Annotated in this window: 12 protein-coding genes and 1 pseudogene; 11 read left to right on the top strand and 2 right to left on the bottom strand. The window is 65.8% G+C overall.

What is annotated here, in order from left to right:
- Positions 1-9: 9 nt before the first annotated feature.
- Positions 10-1,863, top strand: coding sequence for a type VI secretion system baseplate subunit TssF (tssF, locus tag LGN19_RS15585; protein ID WP_226215768.1), 1,854 nt, complete (start codon positions 10-12; stop codon positions 1,861-1,863).
- Between the two features lie 31 nt (positions 1,864-1,894).
- Here tssF and LGN19_RS15580 read toward each other — a convergent pair whose 3' ends face one another.
- Both LGN19_RS15580 and LGN19_RS15575 read right to left on the bottom strand, forming a co-directional pair.
- Positions 1,895-3,292, bottom strand: a complete 1,398-nt coding sequence (locus LGN19_RS15580; RefSeq protein WP_226215765.1) for a hypothetical protein — start codon at positions 3,290-3,292, stop codon at positions 1,895-1,897.
- Positions 3,293-3,345: 53 nt separating this feature from the next.
- Entirely contained in the window at positions 3,346-3,609 is a 264-nt protein-coding gene (locus tag LGN19_RS15575; RefSeq protein WP_122945045.1) for a PAAR domain-containing protein, read from the bottom strand.
- A 494-nt stretch (positions 3,610-4,103) separates the two neighbouring features.
- On the opposite strand from LGN19_RS15575, the pseudogene LGN19_RS15570 reads away from it, so the two are divergent.
- The 10 genes and pseudogenes from LGN19_RS15570 (at position 4,104) to LGN19_RS15525 (ending at position 21,720) form a co-directional block, all read left to right on the top strand.
- Positions 4,104-6,898, top strand: a pseudogene (locus LGN19_RS15570) (type VI secretion system Vgr family protein).
- A 2-nt stretch (positions 6,899-6,900) separates the two neighbouring features.
- Entirely contained in the window at positions 6,901-7,761 is an 861-nt protein-coding gene (locus LGN19_RS15565; RefSeq protein ID WP_226215763.1) for a DUF4123 domain-containing protein, read from the top strand.
- A 121-nt stretch (positions 7,762-7,882) separates the two neighbouring features.
- The gene (locus LGN19_RS15560) at positions 7,883-8,485 is read left to right on the top strand and encodes a DUF3304 domain-containing protein (RefSeq protein ID WP_226215761.1); all 603 of its coding nucleotides are present in this window, start codon (positions 7,883-7,885) and stop codon (positions 8,483-8,485) included.
- Positions 8,482-10,884: a phospholipase effector Tle1 domain-containing protein gene (locus LGN19_RS15555; protein ID WP_226215759.1), complete on the top strand. Its 2,403-nt coding sequence runs from the start codon at positions 8,482-8,484 to the stop codon at positions 10,882-10,884. Before LGN19_RS15560 ends, LGN19_RS15555 begins: the two co-directional genes overlap by 4 nt.
- Before the next feature lie 112 nt (positions 10,885-10,996).
- Positions 10,997-14,809 carry a type VI secretion system Vgr family protein gene (gene tssI, locus LGN19_RS15550; protein ID WP_226215757.1) on the top strand — a complete coding sequence of 1,271 codons (3,813 nt, stop codon included), beginning with the start codon at positions 10,997-10,999 and terminating at the stop codon, positions 14,807-14,809.
- Between the two features lie 53 nt (positions 14,810-14,862).
- On the top strand, positions 14,863-15,735 hold the full coding sequence (locus LGN19_RS15545) for a hypothetical protein (RefSeq protein ID WP_226215755.1): 873 nt from the start codon (positions 14,863-14,865) through the stop codon (positions 15,733-15,735).
- Positions 15,736-15,964: 229 nt separating this feature from the next.
- Positions 15,965-16,891, top strand: coding sequence for a hypothetical protein (locus tag LGN19_RS15540; RefSeq protein ID WP_226215753.1), 927 nt, complete (start codon positions 15,965-15,967; stop codon positions 16,889-16,891).
- A 16-nt stretch (positions 16,892-16,907) separates the two neighbouring features.
- Positions 16,908-17,828, top strand: coding sequence for a hypothetical protein (locus LGN19_RS15535; protein WP_226215752.1), 921 nt, complete (start codon positions 16,908-16,910; stop codon positions 17,826-17,828).
- A gap of 1 nt (position 17,829) precedes the next feature.
- Positions 17,830-18,846 carry a hypothetical protein gene (locus LGN19_RS15530; protein ID WP_226215750.1) on the top strand — a complete coding sequence of 339 codons (1,017 nt, stop codon included), beginning with the start codon at positions 17,830-17,832 and terminating at the stop codon, positions 18,844-18,846.
- 69 nt (positions 18,847-18,915) lie between these two features.
- The gene (locus LGN19_RS15525; RefSeq protein WP_226215748.1) at positions 18,916-21,720 is read left to right on the top strand and encodes a type VI secretion system Vgr family protein; all 2,805 of its coding nucleotides are present in this window, start codon (positions 18,916-18,918) and stop codon (positions 21,718-21,720) included.
- The last annotated feature ends 2 nt before the right edge of the window (positions 21,721-21,722 follow it).

Below are 21,722 nucleotides of genomic sequence, written 5' to 3'. Positions count from 1 at the left end.
CACTCGCCGATGGATGACCTGCTTTCATTCTATGAGCGTGAGCTGAACCTTCTGCGCCACCAGGCGAAGGAGTTTGCGCGACGCTACCCGAAGATCGCGGCCCGCGTGCAGCTCGCGAGCGGGGCCGATGCCAGCAGCGCCGACCCGCATGTCGAGCGCCTGTTCGAGTCGTTTGCATTGCTCGGCGCACGCGTATCGCGCCGCATCGACGACGACTACCCGGAATTCACGGCCGCGCTGGCCGACGCGCTGTATCCGCACTTCCTGCGGCCGTTTCCGTCATGTTCGATCGCGTGCTTCGAGATCGACGCGAGTCGGGCCGCGCAGATGTCGGCATCGGTCGTGATACCACGCGGCACCGAGTTGTACAGCCGGCCCGTGAAGGGCGCAAAGATCTTTTTCCGGACCGCGTACGACGTGACGTTGTCGCCGCTGCGGCTGACGGCCGCGCGCTTTCACGCGGTTGCCCAGGCGCCGCGCGCGCTCAGGCTGCGGCCGGACGCGAGCGCGCAGATCTCGTTCACGTTCGAGATTCAGTCTCCGCATGCATCGATTGCCGATCTGAAGCTCGACGTCGCGCGTCTCCATGTGCGGGGCGAGCCGCTGTTCCGCGCGGCGTTGCACGACGCGCTGTCGATTCACGCGCTGCAGGCGTTCGTCGAGCCGGACGAGGGCGGGCGCTGGGTTGCGCTCGATCGCGTGCCGTTTTCGCCGGTCGGTTTCGAGCCCGACGAGAGCCTGATTCCGCCACCGGTCGTCGGACACCCCGTTCATGCGTTGCTGACCGAGTACTTCGCGTATCCGGAGAAATTCGATTTCTGCGATTGCGACTTGCGCCGTGCGGGACGCATCGGCGGCAGGCGCTTCACGCTGCATCTGCTGCTGAAGGACGTGGGTGCGGATTCCCGGATCGCGCACGCGCTGGCGCCGCTCGACGCCGGGCATGTGCTGCTCGGCTGTACGCCCGTCGTCAATCTGTTCGGTGCCGGTGGCAAGCTCGGGCACCGGCCGGATACCGCATCGCCGGATGCGGACATGTATCCGCTCGTGGTCGACGACAAGAGCGCGTTCGCGTACGAGATCCATTCGGTGGACACCGTGACGCAGGTCGAAGCGACGCCGCAGGGCGAGCGCACGGTCGGCTATCGACCGCTGCATGCGCTGTATCACGGCGGCCAGGCGCCGAATGCGGCGCTGTACTGGCGGACGCAGCGCGATGCGCTGGTGGCGAAGCGCGAACCGGGACGCGAGATGACGCTGGGCTTCGTCGACCGTTCGCTGCGGCCGGTTGCGGCGCCGGCCGCGCTCGTGCTGAAACTTACCTGCAGCAATCGCGACCTGCCGACCGAACTGGCGCCCGGCACACCGGAGGGCGAATTGATGCTCGAGGGCGGCACGCTTGCGCGGCGGATCGGCCTGTTGCACCGGCCGACGCCGTCACGGCAGTTTCGCGGCGACCGTGGTGCGATGTGGCGGCTCGTGTCGATGCTGTCGGCCAATCCGGTGCGACTGTCGGGCGGTGCCGCGCCCGTGCGCGACGCGCTGGCGCTGCACGACATGGCCCGCTTGCCGGCTACCGTCCGGCAGATCGACAGTGTCGTCGACGTGACGCACCAGGTCGTGACCGCATGGGTGTCCAGCAAGCCGTTTGCGAGCGTGGTGCGCGGGCTGGAGATTCGCGTGGTCGTGGACGAGGACGGGTTGGCGGGAACCGGCGTCCACGCTTTTGCGCAGGTGCTGGATCGCTTGCTCGGCGAATTCGCGGCACCGAATGCGTTCACGCAGCTGGTGATGGTGTCGGGCCGCAGCGGGGCCGAGCTGTTTCGCTGTGCGAGGCGGCCCGGTACGGCGATGCTGCTGTAGCGGCCGCTGGTCTACCCGTCGCCGCGACCGCTCAGGCGGCCGCCGTCAGCGGTTGCAGGGCGGGTGCCGCCGCCTCGGTCGGCAGTGCGGGCGTGACGAGCATCACGCCACGTTCGAGCGGGTCGCTGATCGATACCGCGAACACGGCTTGCCGATCCTCGGTCGCGCGATCCGCGGCGACGGCCAGCGCAGTCAGTGCGAGCGCGGTGCCGCTGGTGCCGTTGGCGAGCCCGAGATGCCGGCAGCGCTCCGTCGCATCGTCTCCCCATGCCTGTTCGGCGACACTCACGATCTCGGTGCGACGGCTGCTGCGCAGGTCGGCATCGCTGACGAGCCGCGGTGCCGACAGGTCAGGGTAGCGCGCGGTGAGCCGGGCGCGCGCCGCATCGAGCAACTGCCCGAGCGTGGCCGATTCCGTCTTGCCGTGGTCGGCGGACGTCGGGCGGCGCGCGGACGCAAGCCGGTGAACCGACGCGACCGGTGTCGCATGCGGTGCATCGGGATGGGCGAGCAGCAGCGCGCATGCCCCTTCACCGGGGGTGAGGCCGTTTGGACGATCGCGGCCGTAAAGCCGGCCTGCACGATCCAGCGCGTCGACGGCATCCTGGCTGGCGGTCGAATCGAAGGCGAGCACGATGTGAAGATCGCCGGCGGGCTGCAGGTGCACGGCCTGGATCAGCTCGTCGACGAGGGCCCACGCCTGCACCGGATCGTCGACCGTGCGCAGTTGCACGCGGGCGATGCCGGGGGGGATCGGAGCGCGTGCCGTATGCGCATCGAGCCATGCGGCGAGCGTCGACGCCACCGGCTGCCAGCGCCCGGGCATCAGCAGATGCAGCTTGAGCGGTGCCGCATCGGCGCCCGCGCCGGACAAGGCGGCGTGACGCTCGCGCAATTCGTCGAGCGCGTCGGCCGCCAGCAGCAGCCCGCGCCAGTGCTCGTCCTTCAGCGTTTCGCCGGCGTCGGGCGGCAGCAGGCGCTTGTCGAGGCGGTCAAGCGACACCGATTCGACGGTGCTCGCAAAGACGCCCGTGCCATCGGGGCGTTGCAGATCGGGATGCAGCTGGATCGGGCGCTGTTCCCGAGCCACCGCGTCGATCTCGGCGGTCGTTTCGCCCGTCGGCAGCCTGACGCTGCTGTCGAGCACCAGCGCCGTCCACGTGTGCGACGCGGCATCCTGCGCATCCGGTGCGGCCTGCGGCGCGAGCGCAGCCGCGGGGGCCGCGGCGCCGGCCGGCGTGCGCGGGGTGAATGTCCGGCGCGCCCATGCCGCGCAAATGGCGAGTGCCGCCGGCAGCACGAGGCCGCACAGCAGCAGTTCCCGCGCAGTCGGCGCATGGTAGGTCGTTTTCCACCAGACAAGGACGGCGGCCCACACTGCAACGAATATCGCTGCAATCCACGCCGTTCCGCGCAACCCCGTGATCATCCCGTCGTTTCCTCTCGTGACGTGCTTGTGCTTGTGTTTGTGCGTGTCGTGTATCAGGTGCCGTCGCTGCCCGTTGACCGACTCGCGATCAGCACGGCGCCGCAGGCGGTCTTGTAGCCATCGCGCGCGACGCCTTCGCCTTGCACGATCATCGTGTCGTCGCCGTCGACGATGTAATTCGGTCCGTGCACCGGGCACGTCACCGTGTCGTTGCGGCGCGCGATGCCGCGGCCGGCGACCGACGACATGGAGGACGCGCTGGTGACGGTGCCGCCGTGGCTGTGCTTGTCGCCAAGAACAATGAAGGGCGTTGTCATCGAGTTGGTCTCCTGGCTGAATGGCTGTCGGTGCGGGTGAAGCGCACCGCCGCGCCGCACGCTGGCGCATTTTACATCGCGTAATGTTCGTAATGAAAATCGTCCGTCAGGTAGTTATTACCTTACGGAAATTAATACCGTCTTTCATCGAATATTCATCTGCCCGGTAACCCGGTCGGCGTCATTGTCGGGCGAGAAGACCGTGCGTCAAGGTTTTGTGTTTTAAATCACTAGGCTCGTTTGCCTATGGCGAAGCGGCACAACGTAATCTAAAATAGTAAGCTAAAAATAGGGGTCGTATTACATTGCCGGGCTTGCGTGAATCCCGTTTGACAGCGGGGCAGCCGGCATTCCATGCAGGGTCATGCAGAAGGCATGCGCATGCCGATCCGGTTTGGGGGCGGCAGTCGCGCTGCCGGTGATCATCCGTCGTCCCGTGTTCGTCGCAGCAATATGCATTTAAAAACGTCAAATCCTGAGAGAGCGGGAATCGCATGAGCGTCATCGCGGAATTTGCGTCACTTTTCGGCGCATTCAATCGCCTGTATTCGCTGGAAGGATCCGGCGCGCTTGCTGCGTTTCAAGTCGAACGCTGGACCGGTCGTGAATCGCTCTCCGATCTCTTTCAGTGGGACGTCCATGCGCTGTCGACCGATCCGGCGCTGGACCTCGACGCGATGCTCGGGCAGCGCGCGGCGATTCGCACCACGCTGGCGGACGGGACGACGACGCTGCGCAGCGGGCTCGTCGCGGAAACCGAGTGCATCGGCTACGATGCGGGCCTCGCGCGCTACCACCTCGGGATCGTGCCGTGGCTTGCGGCATTGACGCATGCGCGCGACGAGCGAACCTTCGTGAACCAGACGCTCGCCGACGTGCTCGACACGGTGTTCGCGCCGTACGCCGGGATCGCGCGATGGCGCCTGACGCCGGATGCGAGCCGGCGTATCGATGCGCTGGGCCCCTGTGCGTACCGCGTGCAGTACCGGACGCACACGCACTACGAATTCGTGCAGCATCTGCTGGCCGAGGCCGGCCTCGGCTTCTGCTTCGTCGAAGACGAGGATGCGCCCGCCGGTCATGCGATGCTGATCTTCGACGACAGCGCGCAACTGGCCGAGGACGACACGTCCGCGCGGCGCGGCGGGGTGCCGCGCCGGTCGAGCGGCACGGCGACCGGCACCGACGAGGTGATCCTCGGGATCGGGCAGTCGCTGTCGCTGACGGCCGATCGCATCACGCTGATCAGCAGCGACTACCGCGCGAACCAGGCGACCACCGCGGGGGCCGGCCTCGGTCGGCCGAATGGCGCGCGCGAGCTTTACGACGACGTGGGCCCCGAAGCGTTCGACAGCTGGCGCGAAGCGGAAGACACCGCACGGCGGCACGCCGATGCGATCGTGTCGCGCGCGTGTCGCTGGACCGGCTACGGCACGCTGCGTACCGCGCGTGCCGGCCGCGCGCTGAGAATCGTCGAGACGGGATGGCAAGGCGCGCGCGGCGTCGCGCCGCCGGACGCCTTTCTCGTGACCGATGTCGAGCACTTCGGCATCAACAACCTTCCCGATACCGTGATGCAGGCCGTCGAGCGGCAGCTTGGACCGTTGCCGCCGACGGCGCTCGATCCGCGCGTGCTCAGGCAGGCGCAAGCGGGCGGCTACGCGAACCGGTTCGATGCGGTGCCGCGCACCCAGGTGTGGCGGCCGACGCTGGCGGACGGTACCGGCCAGCGCCTCAATCCGCGCCCGACGGCGCTCGGCGCGCAGACCGCGATCGTCGTCGGTCCGGCGGGTGAATCCCGGCCCGGCGCGACGGGGCCGGTGCATGCCGATGCGCAGGGCCGGTTGCGCGTCCGTTTCCACTGGCAGGCGGAAGACGACACGGGTACGTATCCGACGCGTGCGATCCAGCGGCTCGCGAGTGAAGGGCACGGTCTCCAGCAGGTACCGCGCATCGGCCATGAGGTGCTCGTGCAGTTCCATCACGGGCTCGTGCATCGTCCGATCGTGCTCGGCGGGCTGTTCAACGGCCGCGGCGAGGGCGGCGAGTCGCCTTCGCCGGGCGGTGCGACCGGCCAGCCGCTTGATGCGTCGATCTATACGCAGGCGGGCGATCACGCGCCGAGCGCGCAGGGCAATCTCGCGAGCGGGCACAGCCCGGCGTGGCACGGTGCCGGCGGCGGCGCCGAGCGCCACAACCACGCCGGTGCGCTGTCGGGCTTCAAGAGTCAGGGGTTCGACGGGCAGGGCCACAATCAGCTCGTCGCCGACGATACCGACGGCATGGGGCGCATGCAGATGGCGACGACGCACGCGGCGACGCAGCTCAACCTCGGCCATCTGCGGCATCAGTCCGACAACTATCTCGGCAGTTTCCGCGGGCAGGGCGTCGAACTGCGTTCGGACGCATACGGTGCGGTGCGCGCGACGCGCGGCATGCTGGTGTCGAGTTACGCACCTGCCGGTGCCGCGCAGCCGGCTGGCGATGCGTCCGCACTGCAGGCGCTGCTGGCACGGCAGATCGCGCTGGTCGGCCGGTTCGACCGGACCGCCGACACGCATGGCACGTTGCCGTTCGCTGCCCGGCGCGGCGTCGAGCAGGCCGGCCAGTCGTCGTTGAACGGCAGTGCCGCACCGCTCGATGCGCTCGAGCAGAGCTTTGCGACGACGGTCGGTGCGAACGGCTTTGCGCAGGCATCGGCCGACGCGGCGCAGCGCTCGACCGGCAACGCGCTGCCGCATACCGGCGACGCCGTGCTCGGCATCGAGGCACAGGGCGAGCACGGGCTGGTCGCCGGGCAGGCGTTGCAGTGGGCGGCCGGTGAAACGCTGTCGCTCGGCAGCGGTGCCGACTTCAATCTCGCCGTCGCGCAGCAGTTGCGCATCCACGGCGGGCAGGGCATCGGGTGGCTGGCCGGCGCAGGCCACGCGAACGGCGTCGGCATTAGCGTGATCGCCGGCCGGGACGGCCTGACGTTGCAGGCCCAGCGCGATGTGCTCGGCCTGCGTGCGCGCGACGACCTGAAGGTCGCGTCCGCGAGCGCGGACGTCGAGATCGCCGCGAAGAAGACCGTGCATCTGGCGGTGAGTGGCGGTGCACACGTGACGATCGAAGGCGGCGACGTCACGTTCGGCTGCCCGGGCAAATTCGTCGTGTATGCCGCGCAGCACGCATTCGTGGGCCCGGAGCAGATGAGCACGCCGTTGCCGCAGTTTCCCGAGAAGGTGTCGTCGAGTGCCTGCTGCATGCGATGCAGTCGGGCAGCGTGCTCGCGGGCAAGGCGATCTGAGCATGACGATCGATACACCCGACTGGATCGACCGTTATCCCGACGAGACGCTGGACCGGCTGCGCGCGCTGTTCGAGCCGCCGGTTCCGGAGAACGGCCGCTGGCACCTGCTGCTCGACATGGGCTTCGCGCCGGCGTTGCGCGACCGGCTGCCCGTGTCCGGCCGCAACGATCGTGTCGTCGCGCTGTACGAAGGCGTGTACGACGGCGCCGACCTGATGTCGATTTCGCCGTGCGTCGTGCCGCTGCCTGCCGACGAGAAGGCGCGCACGGCGCTGTTCGAGACCGTGCTGCGCGAGACGTCCGGGCGGCCGATGGTGAGCCTGTTGTCCGGTACGCGTGATACGGATGCCCTCGTTGCGCATTTGCGCGGACAGCTCGAAGCGAGTGCGGCGGCCGACGGCGAAGCGTTTCTCGTGCGTCTGGCCGACACGCGCGGTCTGCCAGCGTGGCTCGCTGCGCTCACGCCGGCGCAGCGCCGCCGCTTCACGGACGGCATCGACGCGTGGCACGTGTTCGACCGTACGGGAAAGTGCGTGGCGCTCGATCTCGACGCCGCGGACGGGGCGCCCGCGCGCGCCGCGGATGCGGGGCGAAGCGGGGAGCCGTATGTGCTCGACGAACACCAGGTCGAACGGCTGCGGCAGGCGGCGAAGATCGACACGCTGATTTTTCACGTGCGCCAGCGGCCGGAAAGCTTCGGCCGGCTGGTTGGCACGCCGTCGCAGGCGCATGCGTGCGTGAGCGCGGCGTGGGCGCGTCACGACGGGCCGCCCGCGGCAGCCTCGCGGGCCGCGCTCGATGCGCTCGAGGCGGCCGGCTTGCTCGTGACGGAGTCGCTGCCGGCCGCGTCGTCCGCGTAGTGCGACACGGGTTCACGCGCATGCGGACGAGGGCCCGGCACTTGCCGGCGAACGTGCGTGCGATGCATCGCGGAGTGGATAACGACCTGCGCCGGACGGCGTCGGACAAGAGGATCAAGAGATGAGTTTGAACGGCGGTTCCACGACGATTGTTGCCCGGCTGCTGATGTGCGTGGCCATCATGCTGGGGACGGTCGGGTTCGCGCGGGCAATCGAGCTGCCGCGGCCCGCGTCGGCGGCGCAGGACGCACCGGCTGCGCCGGTTGCGGCGCCCGCTACGATGGCACTGAAGCTCAATGCCCTCAACTACACCGACGTGCCGGTCGGCGCGTTCTATGTCGACGGCACGTGGGGCGGGACGGTGCCGGCGCGCATCGGCAGCGGCGGCGGCGCGATCGTCTGCTGTGTCGCGTTGCCGAAGCAGTGGCATCCGGGCCTGACCGTCAACGTGCAATGGCGCGACGACAACCTGTACAGGAAGGATCCGAAGGCGCTCGCGAGCCGGGTCGTGCCGGTCGAGCGCTACGACGCATTTTCCGACGGATTCCTGTGGGTCCTGTTTTTCCCGCATGACCGTATCAAGGTCTACGCCTCGCAGTGGATGCCCGGATACCGGGGCTTTCCGGAAAACCTCCAGGCGCCCGACGAGGCCTGCCCGGGGAACTTCACGTTACGGAACGATGATGCGCGCTGTCCGCATCCCGACAAGAGGATCGCGCGATGAGTTTCCGGTTCGCGAGCGCCGATCGGCAGGACGTGGGAGTCGTGACCAAGGAGGAGCAGGACGCGATCATGCGCCGGCTCCACGATGACGACGGGATGAGCTGCTGCAAGACGCTGCATGTCGGCATCTTCTTCGACGGCACGCGCAACAACGCCGATCGCGATCGTGCGGGTGGCAAGCACAGCAACGTCGCGCGTCTGTTCGACGTGTTTCCCCGCGACAAGTACCACCGCGCCATCTATGTGGCGGGTGTCGGCACGCCGTTCGTCGACGAGGTCGGCGACCAGGGCGTCGGCCTGCAGGCCGCGGCGGGCGCCGCGACGGGCTGGGCCGGCGAGGGGCGTATCAACTGGGCGCTACTGCAGATCCACAACGTCGTGCATGCGCACGCGTTCGGCAATTCGCTTTCCGCGGCGCTCGGCAAGAGCGACCGGGAACTCGCGAAGGCCGTCAGCCTCGACCTGAATTTCAAGGGCATCAATCTCGGCGGCACGCCGCCGAAGCCGGGCAGCCTCGGCGACATCAACGCACGCGAGAATGCGGGTGTCGGCGCGCTCAAGTTGATGGCGGCCGAGCAGAACGGTATCGAGCTGACCTGGGATCGCGACACGATCTGGGCGCAGCTGAAGGGTGAGGCCGACACGGCGAACTGGACCAGGACGATGCGCGCGTGGGACGACAAGCGTCGCACGGCGTTGCGTGCCCGTTGCGCGCATCTCAAAGAGCGCGTCGGCGATCAACTGGCGAAAGGCAAGCCGAAGCTGCAGCGGATCCGGCTGTACGTGTTCGGTTTTTCGCGTGGCGCGGCCGAGGCGCGCACGTTCTCGAACTGGCTGGCCGATGCGCTCGATCCGGATTTCAGTTTGTGCGGCGTGCCCGTGTCGTACGACTATCTCGGCCTCTTCGATACGGTCGCGTCGGTCGGCATCGCGCAGAGCACGGCCGCGACGTTGTTCGACGGGCACGGCGGTTGGGGGCGCAAGGAATTGATGGCGGTGCCGGGCTACGTGCGCCGCTGCGTGCACATGGTCGCCGCGCACGAGCCGCGCGGGTCGTTTCCGCTCGACCTGATCAATTCGTCGCTCGGCGGGCGCGAGGAGATCGTCTATCCGGGCGTGCATTCGGATGTCGGCGGCGGCTACGGGCCGGGCGAGCAGGGGCGCGGCACGAGCGATGCCGACAAGCTGTCGCAGGTGCCGCTGCTCGACATGTATCGCGAAGCGCGCAAGGCCGGCGTGCCGCTCGACATCAAGGGGCCGGGCGTCGCCGCGGAAGCGGCGTCGGCGTTCGCGATTTCCCCGGCGCTCAAGCGCGCGTTCTCGTCCTACGTCAGTACGAGCGCGGATTACTACTACGCGAAGGAGCACGGCACGCCCGGCCTGATGCGCGCGCACTACGGCCTTTACCTGCGCTGGCGCAAGATGCGGCTCGACAACCTGCGCGCGCAACCGTCGTATGCCGCCGCGAGAGCGGCCTATCAGCAGGATGCCGTCGATCTCGACAGCGCGAACGAGGAGCTGCGGCTCGAGTGGCGCGACCTGCTGGAGTGCGAGAAGGCGGGCGGTCCGACCGTGAAACGGTACGCGGGCAACGCGGTCAGCCGGAAGATCACGCTCAACCCGAAGGCGGCGGCCGTCATTTCGCCGGCCGTGCTGCCGGTTGCCGCGGGCCTGGAATCGGCGATTCCGGTCGTCGGCCCGCTGGTGCGCACGAGCGCGAAGCGCGCTGAAGCATTCTTCCAGCAGCAGCTCGACGAGAAATGGAAGCAGTGGCTCGAGGTGCGGGGCGACTGGAACATGGGGCCGCCGGAAGCGCCGATCAGTGCGCTGTACGACAATTTCATGCACGACTCGCGCGCGTGGTTCAAGCCGCTCGGCGACGATGACGACGTGTGGAACCACAAGCAGATCAAGGCGCTGAAAACCCGGCAGGCCGATTTCGAGCGGCAGCATGCCGCGTGGAAGAAACGCCAGGAGAGCGGCGTGCCGGGGCCGTCGCAGATCATGCAGATGGTGGGTGCCGGCGCGCTGGGGCTCGGGCCCGCGATCAACGTCGCACCTGAACCCGAGCCGCGATCGCCGCTGACCGCGCCTCAGGCCGACATCCTGAAACGCTACGACGCCGCGCAGCAGGCGGCGCAGAAGGCGCGCGCCGCGAAGGATCCGGCGGCGCCGACGGACAGCGCGATCCTGACCGACCCGAAAGTGACGGGCGGGCTCGCGCTGCAGAATTCGGGGCGCGAGTTTTCGTTCGTGTGGGGCTACCTGCGCTGGCGAACCGTCTATGTCGACGGCGTGCGCTGGGATGCGCCGTACGTGCCGACCGTGCAGGAAGACATGGAGGCGCAGCGCAGGATGTTGCAGTACAAGATCGACATCAACGGAATCTTCCCGAATTGATGCGGTGTACTGACTCCAGCCGGTGGCGGCCGCTCGCCGTTGCACCACAGAACCGATTCGATACGAACCAGCCGGCGCGAAGAGGGTTCGCGCACGATTGCCGAGAGAGCACATGGATCTTGTTGCCACACTAACGGGTTACGGGCAAGCGACCCGCCATATCCAGATCGATACCGCGATGCCGGGCGCATTCGTGGTCGAGCGCTTTCACGGTCGTGAAGGCATCAACGAATCCTTCCGGTTCGAGATCGATGTGCTGTCGAGCGAGCCGTTTCTCGACCTGTCGCCGCTGATCGGCAGCGCCGCGCGCTTGCGGCTCGCGACGGGCGCCGGCGAGCGTTGCTGGAACGGCTACGTCACGCATGCTGCGTATGCGGAGAGCGACGGCGAATTCACGCGGTACCGGCTGACGATGGAATCGTGGCTTGCGTTGCTGCAACTGCGCCGCAATTGCCTGTACTTCGTCGATCTCGATGTCGAGGGGATCTGCGAACGCGTGTTCGGCGACTACCCTGAAGCGCACCGGCGCTATGAACGGATGGAACCGTTGCGGACGTTCCGCCTGCGCGGCCAGTATCGTGAAACCGATCTGGATTTCGTGCTGCGCCAGTTGTCGGAGGCCGCGCTGTCGTTTCGCATCGAGCATGCGCAGGACGCGGGGCAGGCACCGTCGGGCGACCACACGGTCGTCGTGTTCGACCGCCATGCGCGGCTGCCCGACGGCAGTCGCATCGCGTTCAATGCGCAGGACGTCGGCGATCCGGACGGCGTGATGACGCAGTTCACCGATCGGCGCCAGCTCGTGCCGGATCGTGTGGTGGCGACGAGCTGGAAAGCCAGCGAACTGCATGCGCTGGCCGGCCAGGCGCAACAGCCCGCCGACGCGCATGCACCGGTGCTGCCGGTGCGCGAGATCTACGACGGCCAGCGTGCCGGCCGCTTCGATACGAGCGGCGATGCGCAGCGCTACGCGGAACAGCGTCTCGATGCGCTGCAGCTCGCGAAGCGGATTCACCACGGCGCGGGTACGTCGCGCACGCTCGAGACGGGCAAGGTGCATACGCTGACGGACTACATGGGCGGCACCGTGCGGTTCGTGCCGCTGTCGATCGAGCATGAGGCCGTCAACAATCTCGGCGCACAGATCGGTGAGCTGTTCGGGCGGGGCGAGCTGGAGAGCGGGTTGTATCGCAACCGGTTCGTCGCGGTGCCGGAGGGCACCCCGATCGTGCCGCCGTTCCGAGACCGGCCGACCGTGCACGGCGTGCAGACCGCGATCGTCGTCGGCGAGCCGGGCGGACGCGTCAGCAGCACGCGCGATCACCAGGTCCGCGTCCAGTTTCCGTGGATGCGCGGCACCGCGCCGTTGCGTGGCGGGCTGACGGATACGGCGAGCCGCTCCAATCCCGCCGGCCATGCGCCGGGCAACCACCGCTCGGGCATTCTGGCCCGGGTCGCCGAACAGGCCGCCGGGCCGAATTTCGGTCACGCGTTCACGCCGCGCGTGGGCACGGAAGTGGTGATCGGCTTCGAGTCGGGGAACATCGATTCGCCGGTCGTGCTCGGCCAGGTGTATGGCGGCCAGGTCCGCCCGCCGTTCGCGGCGGGCGAAGGCAGTGATGCGAACCATTCGGGGACGCTGACGGGCCTGCAGACGCAGACACTCGACGGGCAACCGGGCAGCCGCTGGGTCATGGACGATGCCGCTGGCCAGTTGCGCCACGAACTGAACAATTCGACCGCCGGCACGCGTCTGGCACAGGGCTACCTGATCGACCAGCAGGGCACGATGCGCGGCGCGTATCGCGGCGAAGGCTTCGAGCTCGCGACGCAGGGCTGGGGCGTGGTACGCGCCGGGGCCGGTGTGCTGGTATCGAGTACCGCGCGGGCGCTCGGCGCGTCGACGCAGATGGATGTGGCCGAGCGCGTGGAGCAGTTGAAGGACGCGGCGAAAACCGCGCAGGAACTTGACAAGGCGGCCACGGGCGCGCAGGCGGTCGGCCTGGAGGCGAACGCCGCGCAGTCGGATTTCCTGAAGGCGATCGATCCCGCGCAGGACGGCAAGTTCACCGGCAGCGTGAGCGGCCAGAGCGCGACCAAGCCGAACGGGACGCAACGTGATGGCGGCGATCCGGTCGAGCGTTTCGCGGTGCCGGCGATCCTGATGGAGTCGCCGGAGAACATCGTCGTGACGACGCCGGATAGTGCGGTGTCGTATGCGGCGCAGCACGTGCATGTGACGTCGCAGGGCGATGCGCACGTGGGCGCCGGGGCGACGGTGGCGGCGGCGACCGGCGATGCGATGAGCCTGTACAGCGTGGCCGGCGGGCTGAAGGCGATCGCCGGTGAAGGGCCGGTGAGCGTCGCGGCGCATGCGTCGACGATGGAGATTCTCGGCGACCAGACGGTGCGCGTGACGTCGACTGACGAGCGTGTCGACGTGCTCGCGCAGGATGCGATCGTGCTGCAGCAAGGGCCGAACCGGATCACGTTGAAGGGCGGCGACATCATCGTCGAAACGCCGGGGCAGTTCGCGGTGAAGTCGGGCGGGCATCCGTTCCCGGGGCCGCTGGCGGCGAACGTGAAACTGCCGGCGCTGCCGGTGCTGCCGCAGGGAGACCCGTGCGACTTCCTCGTGCAGGCGCTGGCAGCGAGTCCGGCGGGGCGCGGGGCGGTGGGGGCGGGGGTGAGTGCGGCAGGTGCGGCGGCGGCGCCTTATGTGGCCACGTCAGTGGCGTCGGGCGCGGGATCGAGCGCTGCCGGCTCGGCACTGGATCTGGCAGGGCTCGGTTCGATGGCCGCCAACGCTGCAGCCCTCGGCAAAGCCGCGATTTCCGGTGGCGCGCAGGAAGCAGGCGCTGGGGTGCCGGTGGTTGCGGAATCATTTGCCGCAAAGGCGCCCGTCAAGTCGCAGCGGACGTCGGCCAATGCTACGTCGGCACCGGCTGGGTCGGCCACGATGCCCGATGCAACGGCTGCGAATGCACGTGCGGGCCAGGGTGGCGGTGCCGCCTCCGCTGGCTCCGGTCAGCCGTGCAACCTTCATGTGCCTGCGGTCAAGGAACTCAATTATGTCGTCGACATGGGATGTGTCGACTATTACGAAACCGATGCGAATGGCAATGCGGTCATCGACAAGGAGACGCATAAACCGATACTCAACCCGATGGGGGATTCTTCCGCAAAGTACGATATCGAGTACTCGCCCGCAACGTCGACGTTGACGGCGACTGTGCGCATCAAGATCCATTTGAAGGACCAGCATGCGGTCAAATATGGTGCGGATGCGATCGACAAGAAGACGGGCAAGCTACGTTCAATACCCTATTTCAACGGTAAACCGGCACCTGGGGTCATTCTGACCGTGTTTGATCGTCCGGGAGAAATGAAGGATCCGCAGGGTGTCAAGAAGCTGATTGAAGATTGTCTCAATCGTAATGGCTACACCATGCGGCCGAAAAAGTGCCCGCTCGGCAAGGCATGCACCTGCGTTGTCAAAGTGAGGGCGGAAGTGGAATTCGTCAAGGATGAGCGGTTCCATGAAGAGGTCAATTTGTTTCCGTTTGAATCGAGAGCGGATTCCGGAAACTGGGGCGAGCAATCGGTCACATGGGATGCCGAGGTCCAGGACTATGTGCCAGACGGCACCGTGAATGTACGGGCACACGAAGTCGGGCATTTGTTCGGCTGGCCGGACGAGTATTTCGAAAACAGCGGCGCGGTGTACGGGAAGTACATCAATTCAAAAAAACTCGTCGACGTCAAGATGAAGCAGCTCGTCGACAATTGGCAACGCACAACCGACACGAACCTGATGGGGCAAGGTCTCGATAACCCGGTGTCGCTCGTACCGAAGTACTACTTTTATGGCTTCCGTGACTGGTTCAACAGAAAAACGCATATCGACTGGGAGGTGCTGGAATGAGGCGATGTGCGTGGGTCGGGTTGATATCGGTTCTTCTAATCGGGATAACGGAAATGGCATTGGCTGAAACAAGGGTAGATTACTTCACGATCGCAGACAGCCCCGGGCAGGCCAAGCCTTTGCCTCCGCTGGCTTTCGCGTTCGACGGCAATCGTGCCGCCTATTATTCGCGTGGGGTGGATCTTGATCTCATGCCGCCGGCGAAGTATGTGGGCATCGGGAAATACACGGGAGAACTGAGCGATCGATATCGTCGGGCGATCGATCAGGTCAAGCAGATTCTGGTCAGTCACGAGATCGAGTCGGTCCCGGGCCGGAATATCGGATCGGTCCTGAGATATTCGTTCGATCAGAATGGGACACGTTACCAGGGCAGTCTTCAGTATCGATCCAACGACGAGATCAACGGAAAACTGTTGTTTCTTCCTGAGCTTGCACTGGATCTACTTGAGCACGGCAAGCCGGAAATCAATCTGCATCCGGAGTTTTCCGTACGTTCTGCGTCGCGACATCTGGTGGTCGATGTCGTGTTCAGGAATGAGGGAGAACAGGACGTCGTTATCGACGGTCCTGCCGAATGGGCACCGAAAATTACGAACCCGAATGTGCAATACCTTCAGATCCGCGCACTTGGCGACTCCGGTGTCAACTTCAAGGTCAGAATGGTTGCGAAGTACCTGACCGCCGCATCCCGCCCCTATGCTTCGGCGATTGCCGTCAAACCAGGGCAGCCGGTAAAGGTCGAATTCGTCGTGCCCTATACGGAGCTCACTTTTGATCCGGGGTCGTCTGCACAGCAGATCCATGCGGGTACGTACCGGATGGGAGGCGCACTCTACGTCAACATTCAGTCGCCCGACGAAATGAAGGGCAAGGTGTTTACGCGAATGGACATGCTGCCCGCCGTCGAATTGACCGAGCGGTAATGGGGCTATCTGATGGATGAGGGGATGTTGCTCGCGAAACCGGAGAGTCCGACGTGCTACCTGTACGGATTCCGCGATTGACTCCGGAAGAAGATCGATATCGAGTGGGACCTCCTGAATTGATGCGCTTTGCACGGGCCCTGATGGTGATGACATTGATTCCTGGAGGGACGGACATGGTGTTTGCGAAAAAACGAGCGCAGCTATTGATTGACTGGGAAGTGCCTAAATGATGCGTTCTGTCCTTTTTTTCGTGGTGTCGATGATTTCTTTCGGAGCGATTGAAATGGCGTTTGCACAAGATCGCCATGATTATTTCGAAATTCGTAGTGGGCAGGGGCAGATGAATCCGTCGCCGTCGATGGTCTTCACGGCCGATGGCCACACGGTGTCGTATTTTTCGCGAGGACGGGATATCGACCCGATGCCGCCATCGAGTTACTTCGGAATCGGAAAATATACGGCGAGTCTCACGGGAACCTATCGCCAGCATGTCGACCTGGTGAAGGCGACGCTGAGCAGCAGGACGATCCCCCAGATCCGTGCGATCAATAGGGGGGCCGTGTTCGTCTATTCGTTTGACAAGGGCGGCCGCCATTACGAGGGCACGTACAACTATCAGTTTGACGAACAATTCAACGAAAACCTTTCGGTGCTGTATGACCTCGCGCACGATTTGCTGGCACATGGCGCGCCGGAGATCAATCTGCATCCGACATTTTCGGTGCGTTCCACCGCAGACCATCTTGCTGTTGACGTGACTTTCACAAACGATGGCAAGCAGGACGTGACGGTCGACGGCCCTGATCATTGGTCGCCGGATCTGACGAGGCCCGATCTGCAATACGTGCAGGTCGGTGGCAGCAACAGACTCGTAGATTTCGACGTCCGGCTTGTCGGCAGATATCTGAGTGACGCATCGCGCCACTATCGCCGCGAAATCGTCGTCAAGCCGGGCCAGCACGAGAGGGTGGAATTCCTCGTGCCTTATGCCGATCTGGCCTATGACGCCCGTTCGCCGATGCGCCGTGTCGAGGCCGGTAACTACGGTTTCGTCGGCGAGATGAACCTCGACATCCTTCGTCCGGAGGAAATGAACGGGCGGTTCTTTACGCCGATGGACCGGCTGGACAACGTGACACTGTCGGGGGAGTGATCCGGAAGTGATGCGTATGACACAAACCCTGGTGGTGATGACATCGGTTCTCGGCATGACGGGCATGGTGTCTGCGCACACCGAGCGCGGCTATTTCGAGATCCGCAGCGGAGCCGGGCAAACCAATCCTGCACCGAGCATGGCGATCACGGACGAACACGGAATGCTTTCCTACTATTCGCGAGGAAGAGATCTCGATCACAGCTCGCAAGGCCGCTATCTGGGCATCGGAAAATATACCGCCGAATCGAGCGACACCTATGTCCGGCAACTCTCGGAAATCAAGCGCGTGCTGAGCGAGCGCGATGCTGCGGTCCGGGACGCGGTCAATGCGGGACCGGTGCTGTCCTATTCGTTCGCCATGGACGGGCATCACTACAAAGGCGCGTTCAATTACCGGGCGGAAAAGCCGGTACAGGACAAGATCGTTGTGTTGTATTCGCTCGCGAAGGAACTGCTGAGCCACGGAAAAGCGGAGATCAATATCCGTCCGGCATTGTCGATTCGCGCCGACGCGAATCGCTTGCTGGTCGAACTCGAATTCAGCAACGAAGGTTGGCGCGAGGTACTCATCGATGGTCCGGAAACCTGGACGGGCAATCTCGCGATTCCGACCCGGCAATACGTCGAAGTCCAGGGAAGCAACAGCGCGGGTGCCGAGTTCAAGGTCCGGCTCGACAGCAAGTATCTGACCGATGCATCGCGGCGCTACGCCAGCGAAATCGCAGTCAAACCAGGCGAAGTGATCCGTGTCGGATTCGCAGTTCCCTTCGACGCGCTGTCGTTCGACAGCGATTCGTCCATCCAGCGAATGGAAACCGGCACCTACGATTTTGTCGGTCGGATGCAGGGCAATTTTGACAAGCCGGACGAGATGGCCGGCAGGTTCTTCACATGGACGGATCCGGTTCCGTCTGTCGGCTTGACCCGGGAGTGACATGATGCAGACTGAACACCCGTCGCGAGCGAAACCGGCGGTCAGAAAGGCAAAAGACGCGCGTCGATCGGGCACCCGGACGGGCGGAGTCGCGCGCCGTGCGTCGTGTTTCCTTGCTGCGGCATTGCTGTTCGGCGTGACGGCATCGGCATCGGCAGGAGAGAGCGGCGACTACTTCGCAATACGGAGCAGCCCGGGGCAGGTCAAGCCCGCGCCGCCATTTCGTTTCACGTTCGACGGCAATCGTGTTTCCTATTATTCGCATGGACGGGATCTAGACCTGTTTCCCGAGGCGAAGTATGCGGGTATCGGAAAATACACGGGAGAACTGAGCGATCGTTACCGGCAGGAACTCGAACAGGTGAAGCGGATTCTGGCCAATCACGAGATCGCTTCGGTCCGGGGCCGGAATATCGGATCGGTCCTCACGTATTCGTTCGATCAGAACGGAACGCGTTATCAGGGTGCTCTGCAGTATCGATCCAGCGACGAGATCGCCGTCAAGCTGCAGTTTCTTTACGAAATCGCACAGGACCTGCTTGAGCACGGTACGCCGGAGATCAATCTGCATCCGGCGCTCGCCGTGCGTTCCGAGTCGGGAAACCTGCTGGTTGACATCGTGTTCAGGAATGAAGGTGCACAGGACGTCGTCATTGACGGTCCCGAGAAATGGTCGCCGCTACTTGTCGACCCGAACGTGCAATACATCCAGGTCGGCGGGCTCAGCGATTCCGGTGTCGGCTTCGAGGTCAGGCTGATTGCAAAATACCTGAGCGCCGCTTCCCGGCACTATGCGTCGACGATTGCCGTCAAACCGGGGGAGCCGGTAAAGGTTGAATTCATCGTCCCCTATACCGCGCTGACGTTCGATCTGAATTCGTCCGCGCAACGGGTTCATTCGGGAACGTATCGGATCGTAGGTAAAGCCAACCTCGACATTCAGTCGCCCGACGAAATGAAGGGCAAGGCGTTTACGCGAATGGACATGCTGCCCGCCGTCGACTTGACCGAACGGTAAGGCGTGCATCGATGCATCGACTCCCGTCACTGAACCTATCGCCTCCCGCGAACCCCGAACCCACCCATCATGTCGACCCAATCTGATCTCATCCAGGCATTCTTCGGCGGCTGGTCGCAGCACGACCGATTCTTGTGGCTGACCACGCCGCTCGGCGCGGACAAGCTCGTTGCCGAGAGCCTGCACGGATGGGAGTCGCTCGATCTCGGCGGCTTCCGGTTCCAGGTCACCGCGCTGACCGAGCGCCCCGACGTGCCGCTCGACGCGTTGATCGGTGCGCCGATCCTCGTCGAGTGGCAGGCCGCGGACGCACAGGACGCGCGTCGCCCGTTCCACGGCCACGTGATCGCCGCGGAGCTCGTCGGCTACAACGGCGGGCTTGCGCGCGTGAAGCTCGTCGTCGAGCCGTGGCTGGCGCTGCTGCACCAGCGCGTCGACAGCTACAACTTCCAGAACGCGAGCGTCGTCGAGATCAGCGAACAGGTCTTCGCGCACTATGCGCATGGCGCGATCGCGCCGGCGTGGCGCTGGGCGCTCGCGGACACGACGAAATACGCCAAGCGCAGCCTGACCGCGCAGGCCGGCGAATCGGACTTCGCCTTTCTCGAACGACTGTGGGGGGAAGAAGGGATCTTCTACTGGTTCGAACATGAAGGCGATGCGCACTCGGCGAGCCTCGGCAAGCACACGCTCGTCCTCGCCGACACGAACCAGCGCTTTGCGCCCGAGCAACCCGAGCTGGTCGGATTCCACCAGACGAGCGACGGCGATCCGCGCGGCAGTATCCGGCAATTCGTGAGTGCGCGTCGCTGGCGCATCGGCAGCGTCGCGCGGGCCAGCTGGGACCATCGGAGCCTGTCGACGCGTCCGGCCGGCGTGCGGGCAACCGGTGCGGTCGTGCCGGGCGAGGACCGCGATGTCGCCGGCCCGTACGCATTCCAGACCGCGGCCATCGGCGATCAGCGTGCGCAGCAGCAACTCGACGCGCAGCGCGTGGCTGCGCTGCAGGCCGAAGGCAGCGGCACGCGTCGCGATCTGCGGCCGGGGCTGCGGTTCGCGATGTCGCAGCATCCGTCGTTCGGCACGTCGAATGCGTTTGTGTGCCTGCACGTCGAACACGACGCGCGCGCTAATGTGGGCGCCGACGTGCATGGCGCGATTGCGCAACGGCTGGGCAGCATGCCGGCGATGACCGATGCGGCGCCCGGCACTCACGGCGCTCACGGCGGCGCGCAGGCGCTGCATGCGGTATTCGATGCGGCGACGCACGACGGCAGCACGCTCGTGGACGGCGACGAAGTCTATCGGAACCGCTTTGCCGCGTTGCCGTTCGAGCAGACCTATCGACCGCTGGCACCGGATGGCCACGGTGCGCGGGTGCATCCGGTTGCCGTGATGCCGGGCGCGCAGACGACCGTCGTCGTTGGTGCGGGTGACCCCATCCACACCGAGCGTGACCACCGGATCCGGATCCAGCATCATGCGCAGCGCGGGCAGAATTCCGCGAGCCGCGAGGATCATCCGCGCACCGCGAACGCGCCGGCCGATCGCAGCGCCGGTACCTGGACGCGCATGGTGACGCCCGTGGGCGGCGACAACTGGGGCGGCGTGAGCGTGCCGCGCGTCGGCCAGGAAGTCTGGACCGAGTGGCTCGAAGGCCAGCCGGACCGGCCGGTCGCGGTTGCGGCGCTCTATAACGGACAGGGCAAAGCGGATGCCCAGCACAATGCGCTCGCGGGCGGCCCGAGCAGCAGCACCGCGAATGCGGCGGCGTGGTTTGCCGGCAATGACCATACGGCCGTGCTGACCGGCTTCAAGACGCAGGACATGAACGCGAGCCAGACCGGTGCGGGCGGCTCGCGGCAATTCATGCTCGACGACACCGCGGGCCAGTCGAGCGCACGCCTTTACACGACCGATCAGAGTAGCGGCCTGACACTCGGGCACATCAAGCAGGTGCAGGACAACAAACGCCTCGCCGATCGCGGCTATGGCGCCGAACTGTCGACTCAGGCTGCCGGCGCGCTGCGCGGCGGCGCGGGCCTCCTGATCAGCACGGCACCCGGCGTGAACCAGATGGACGCGAGCGGGCCGAGCCAGGTGCTCGCGCAGCAGCACGAGATGCTGCAGGGGCTCGCGGACTTCGCGCGCAAGCAGGGCGCGGAGCCCGGCGCCGGGCAGCCCGATGCGGCGGCTGCAGGCACGGGGGCGCCGCTGGCTGCCATCGACGGATTGCAGCAGACCCGGGCATCGATCGGCGCGACGCGCGAAGGCAACGGCGCGGACGGCGCCGGTGGTGGCGGGGCGGTCGCGTGGAAGCAGCCGCATCTCGTCGCGCACGGTGCGGCCGGCGTCGCCGCGCTGACCGCGAAAAGTCACATCTGGACGTCGGGTACGCACACCGTGCTGAGCGCCGGCCGCGACGTGCAGGTCACGGTTCAGGGCAAGTCGAGCGTCGTGGCGAAGGAAGGGATCGCGCTGTACGCACATGGCACGTCCGGCGGCGATCGTCCGGTGCCGGCCACGGGCATCACGCTGCATGCGGCGACGGGCGCCGTCACCGTGCAGGCGCAGAACGGCGGGACGCTCGATGCGAATGCGCAACGCGCGGTCACGGTGTCGAGCGCGCAGGCGAGCGTGGCGCTGCAGTCGCCGAAACGGCTGCTGCTGACGGCAGCCAACGCGTTCCTCAAGATGGAAGGCAACGACATCGTGATCGGCGCGCCAGGCAAGGCGACGTTCCATGCCGCACAGCACACGCTGACCGGCCCGCGTTCCGCGAACGTGCAGTTGCCGTCGATGAACAAGCCCGCATGCGTGGAGTGCATGCGGGATCTCGCGCATCGCCACGAAGCGATCGCCACGCGCGGGTGATG

The sequence above is a fragment of the Burkholderia sp. AU30198 genome (assembly GCF_020419825.1).
GTDB lineage: Bacteria > Pseudomonadota > Gammaproteobacteria > Burkholderiales > Burkholderiaceae > Burkholderia.
The sequence above is the reverse complement of the archived record's forward strand: the minus strand, read 5'-3'. Positions and strand labels throughout refer to the sequence as shown.

Excerpts from the sequence above, each read along its gene's own strand:
- tssF (WP_226215768.1), top strand. The coding sequence starts at position 10 with ATGGATGACCTGCTTTCATTCTATGAGCGTGAGCTGAACCTTCTGCGC.
- LGN19_RS15580 (WP_226215765.1), bottom strand. The coding sequence starts at position 3,292 with ATGATCACGGGGTTGCGCGGAACGGCGTGGATTGCAGCGATATTCGTT.
- LGN19_RS15575 (WP_122945045.1), bottom strand. The coding sequence starts at position 3,609 with ATGACAACGCCCTTCATTGTTCTTGGCGACAAGCACAGCCACGGCGGC.
- LGN19_RS15565 (WP_226215763.1), top strand. The coding sequence starts at position 6,901 with ATGACGATCGATACACCCGACTGGATCGACCGTTATCCCGACGAGACG.
- LGN19_RS15560 (WP_226215761.1), top strand. The coding sequence starts at position 7,883 with ATGAGTTTGAACGGCGGTTCCACGACGATTGTTGCCCGGCTGCTGATG.
- LGN19_RS15555 (WP_226215759.1), top strand. The coding sequence starts at position 8,482 with ATGAGTTTCCGGTTCGCGAGCGCCGATCGGCAGGACGTGGGAGTCGTG.
- tssI (WP_226215757.1), top strand. The coding sequence starts at position 10,997 with ATGGATCTTGTTGCCACACTAACGGGTTACGGGCAAGCGACCCGCCAT.
- LGN19_RS15545 (WP_226215755.1), top strand. The coding sequence starts at position 14,863 with ATGGCATTGGCTGAAACAAGGGTAGATTACTTCACGATCGCAGACAGC.
- LGN19_RS15540 (WP_226215753.1), top strand. The coding sequence starts at position 15,965 with ATGATGCGTTCTGTCCTTTTTTTCGTGGTGTCGATGATTTCTTTCGGA.
- LGN19_RS15535 (WP_226215752.1), top strand. The coding sequence starts at position 16,908 with ATGACACAAACCCTGGTGGTGATGACATCGGTTCTCGGCATGACGGGC.
- LGN19_RS15530 (WP_226215750.1), top strand. The coding sequence starts at position 17,830 with ATGATGCAGACTGAACACCCGTCGCGAGCGAAACCGGCGGTCAGAAAG.
- LGN19_RS15525 (WP_226215748.1), top strand. The coding sequence starts at position 18,916 with ATGTCGACCCAATCTGATCTCATCCAGGCATTCTTCGGCGGCTGGTCG.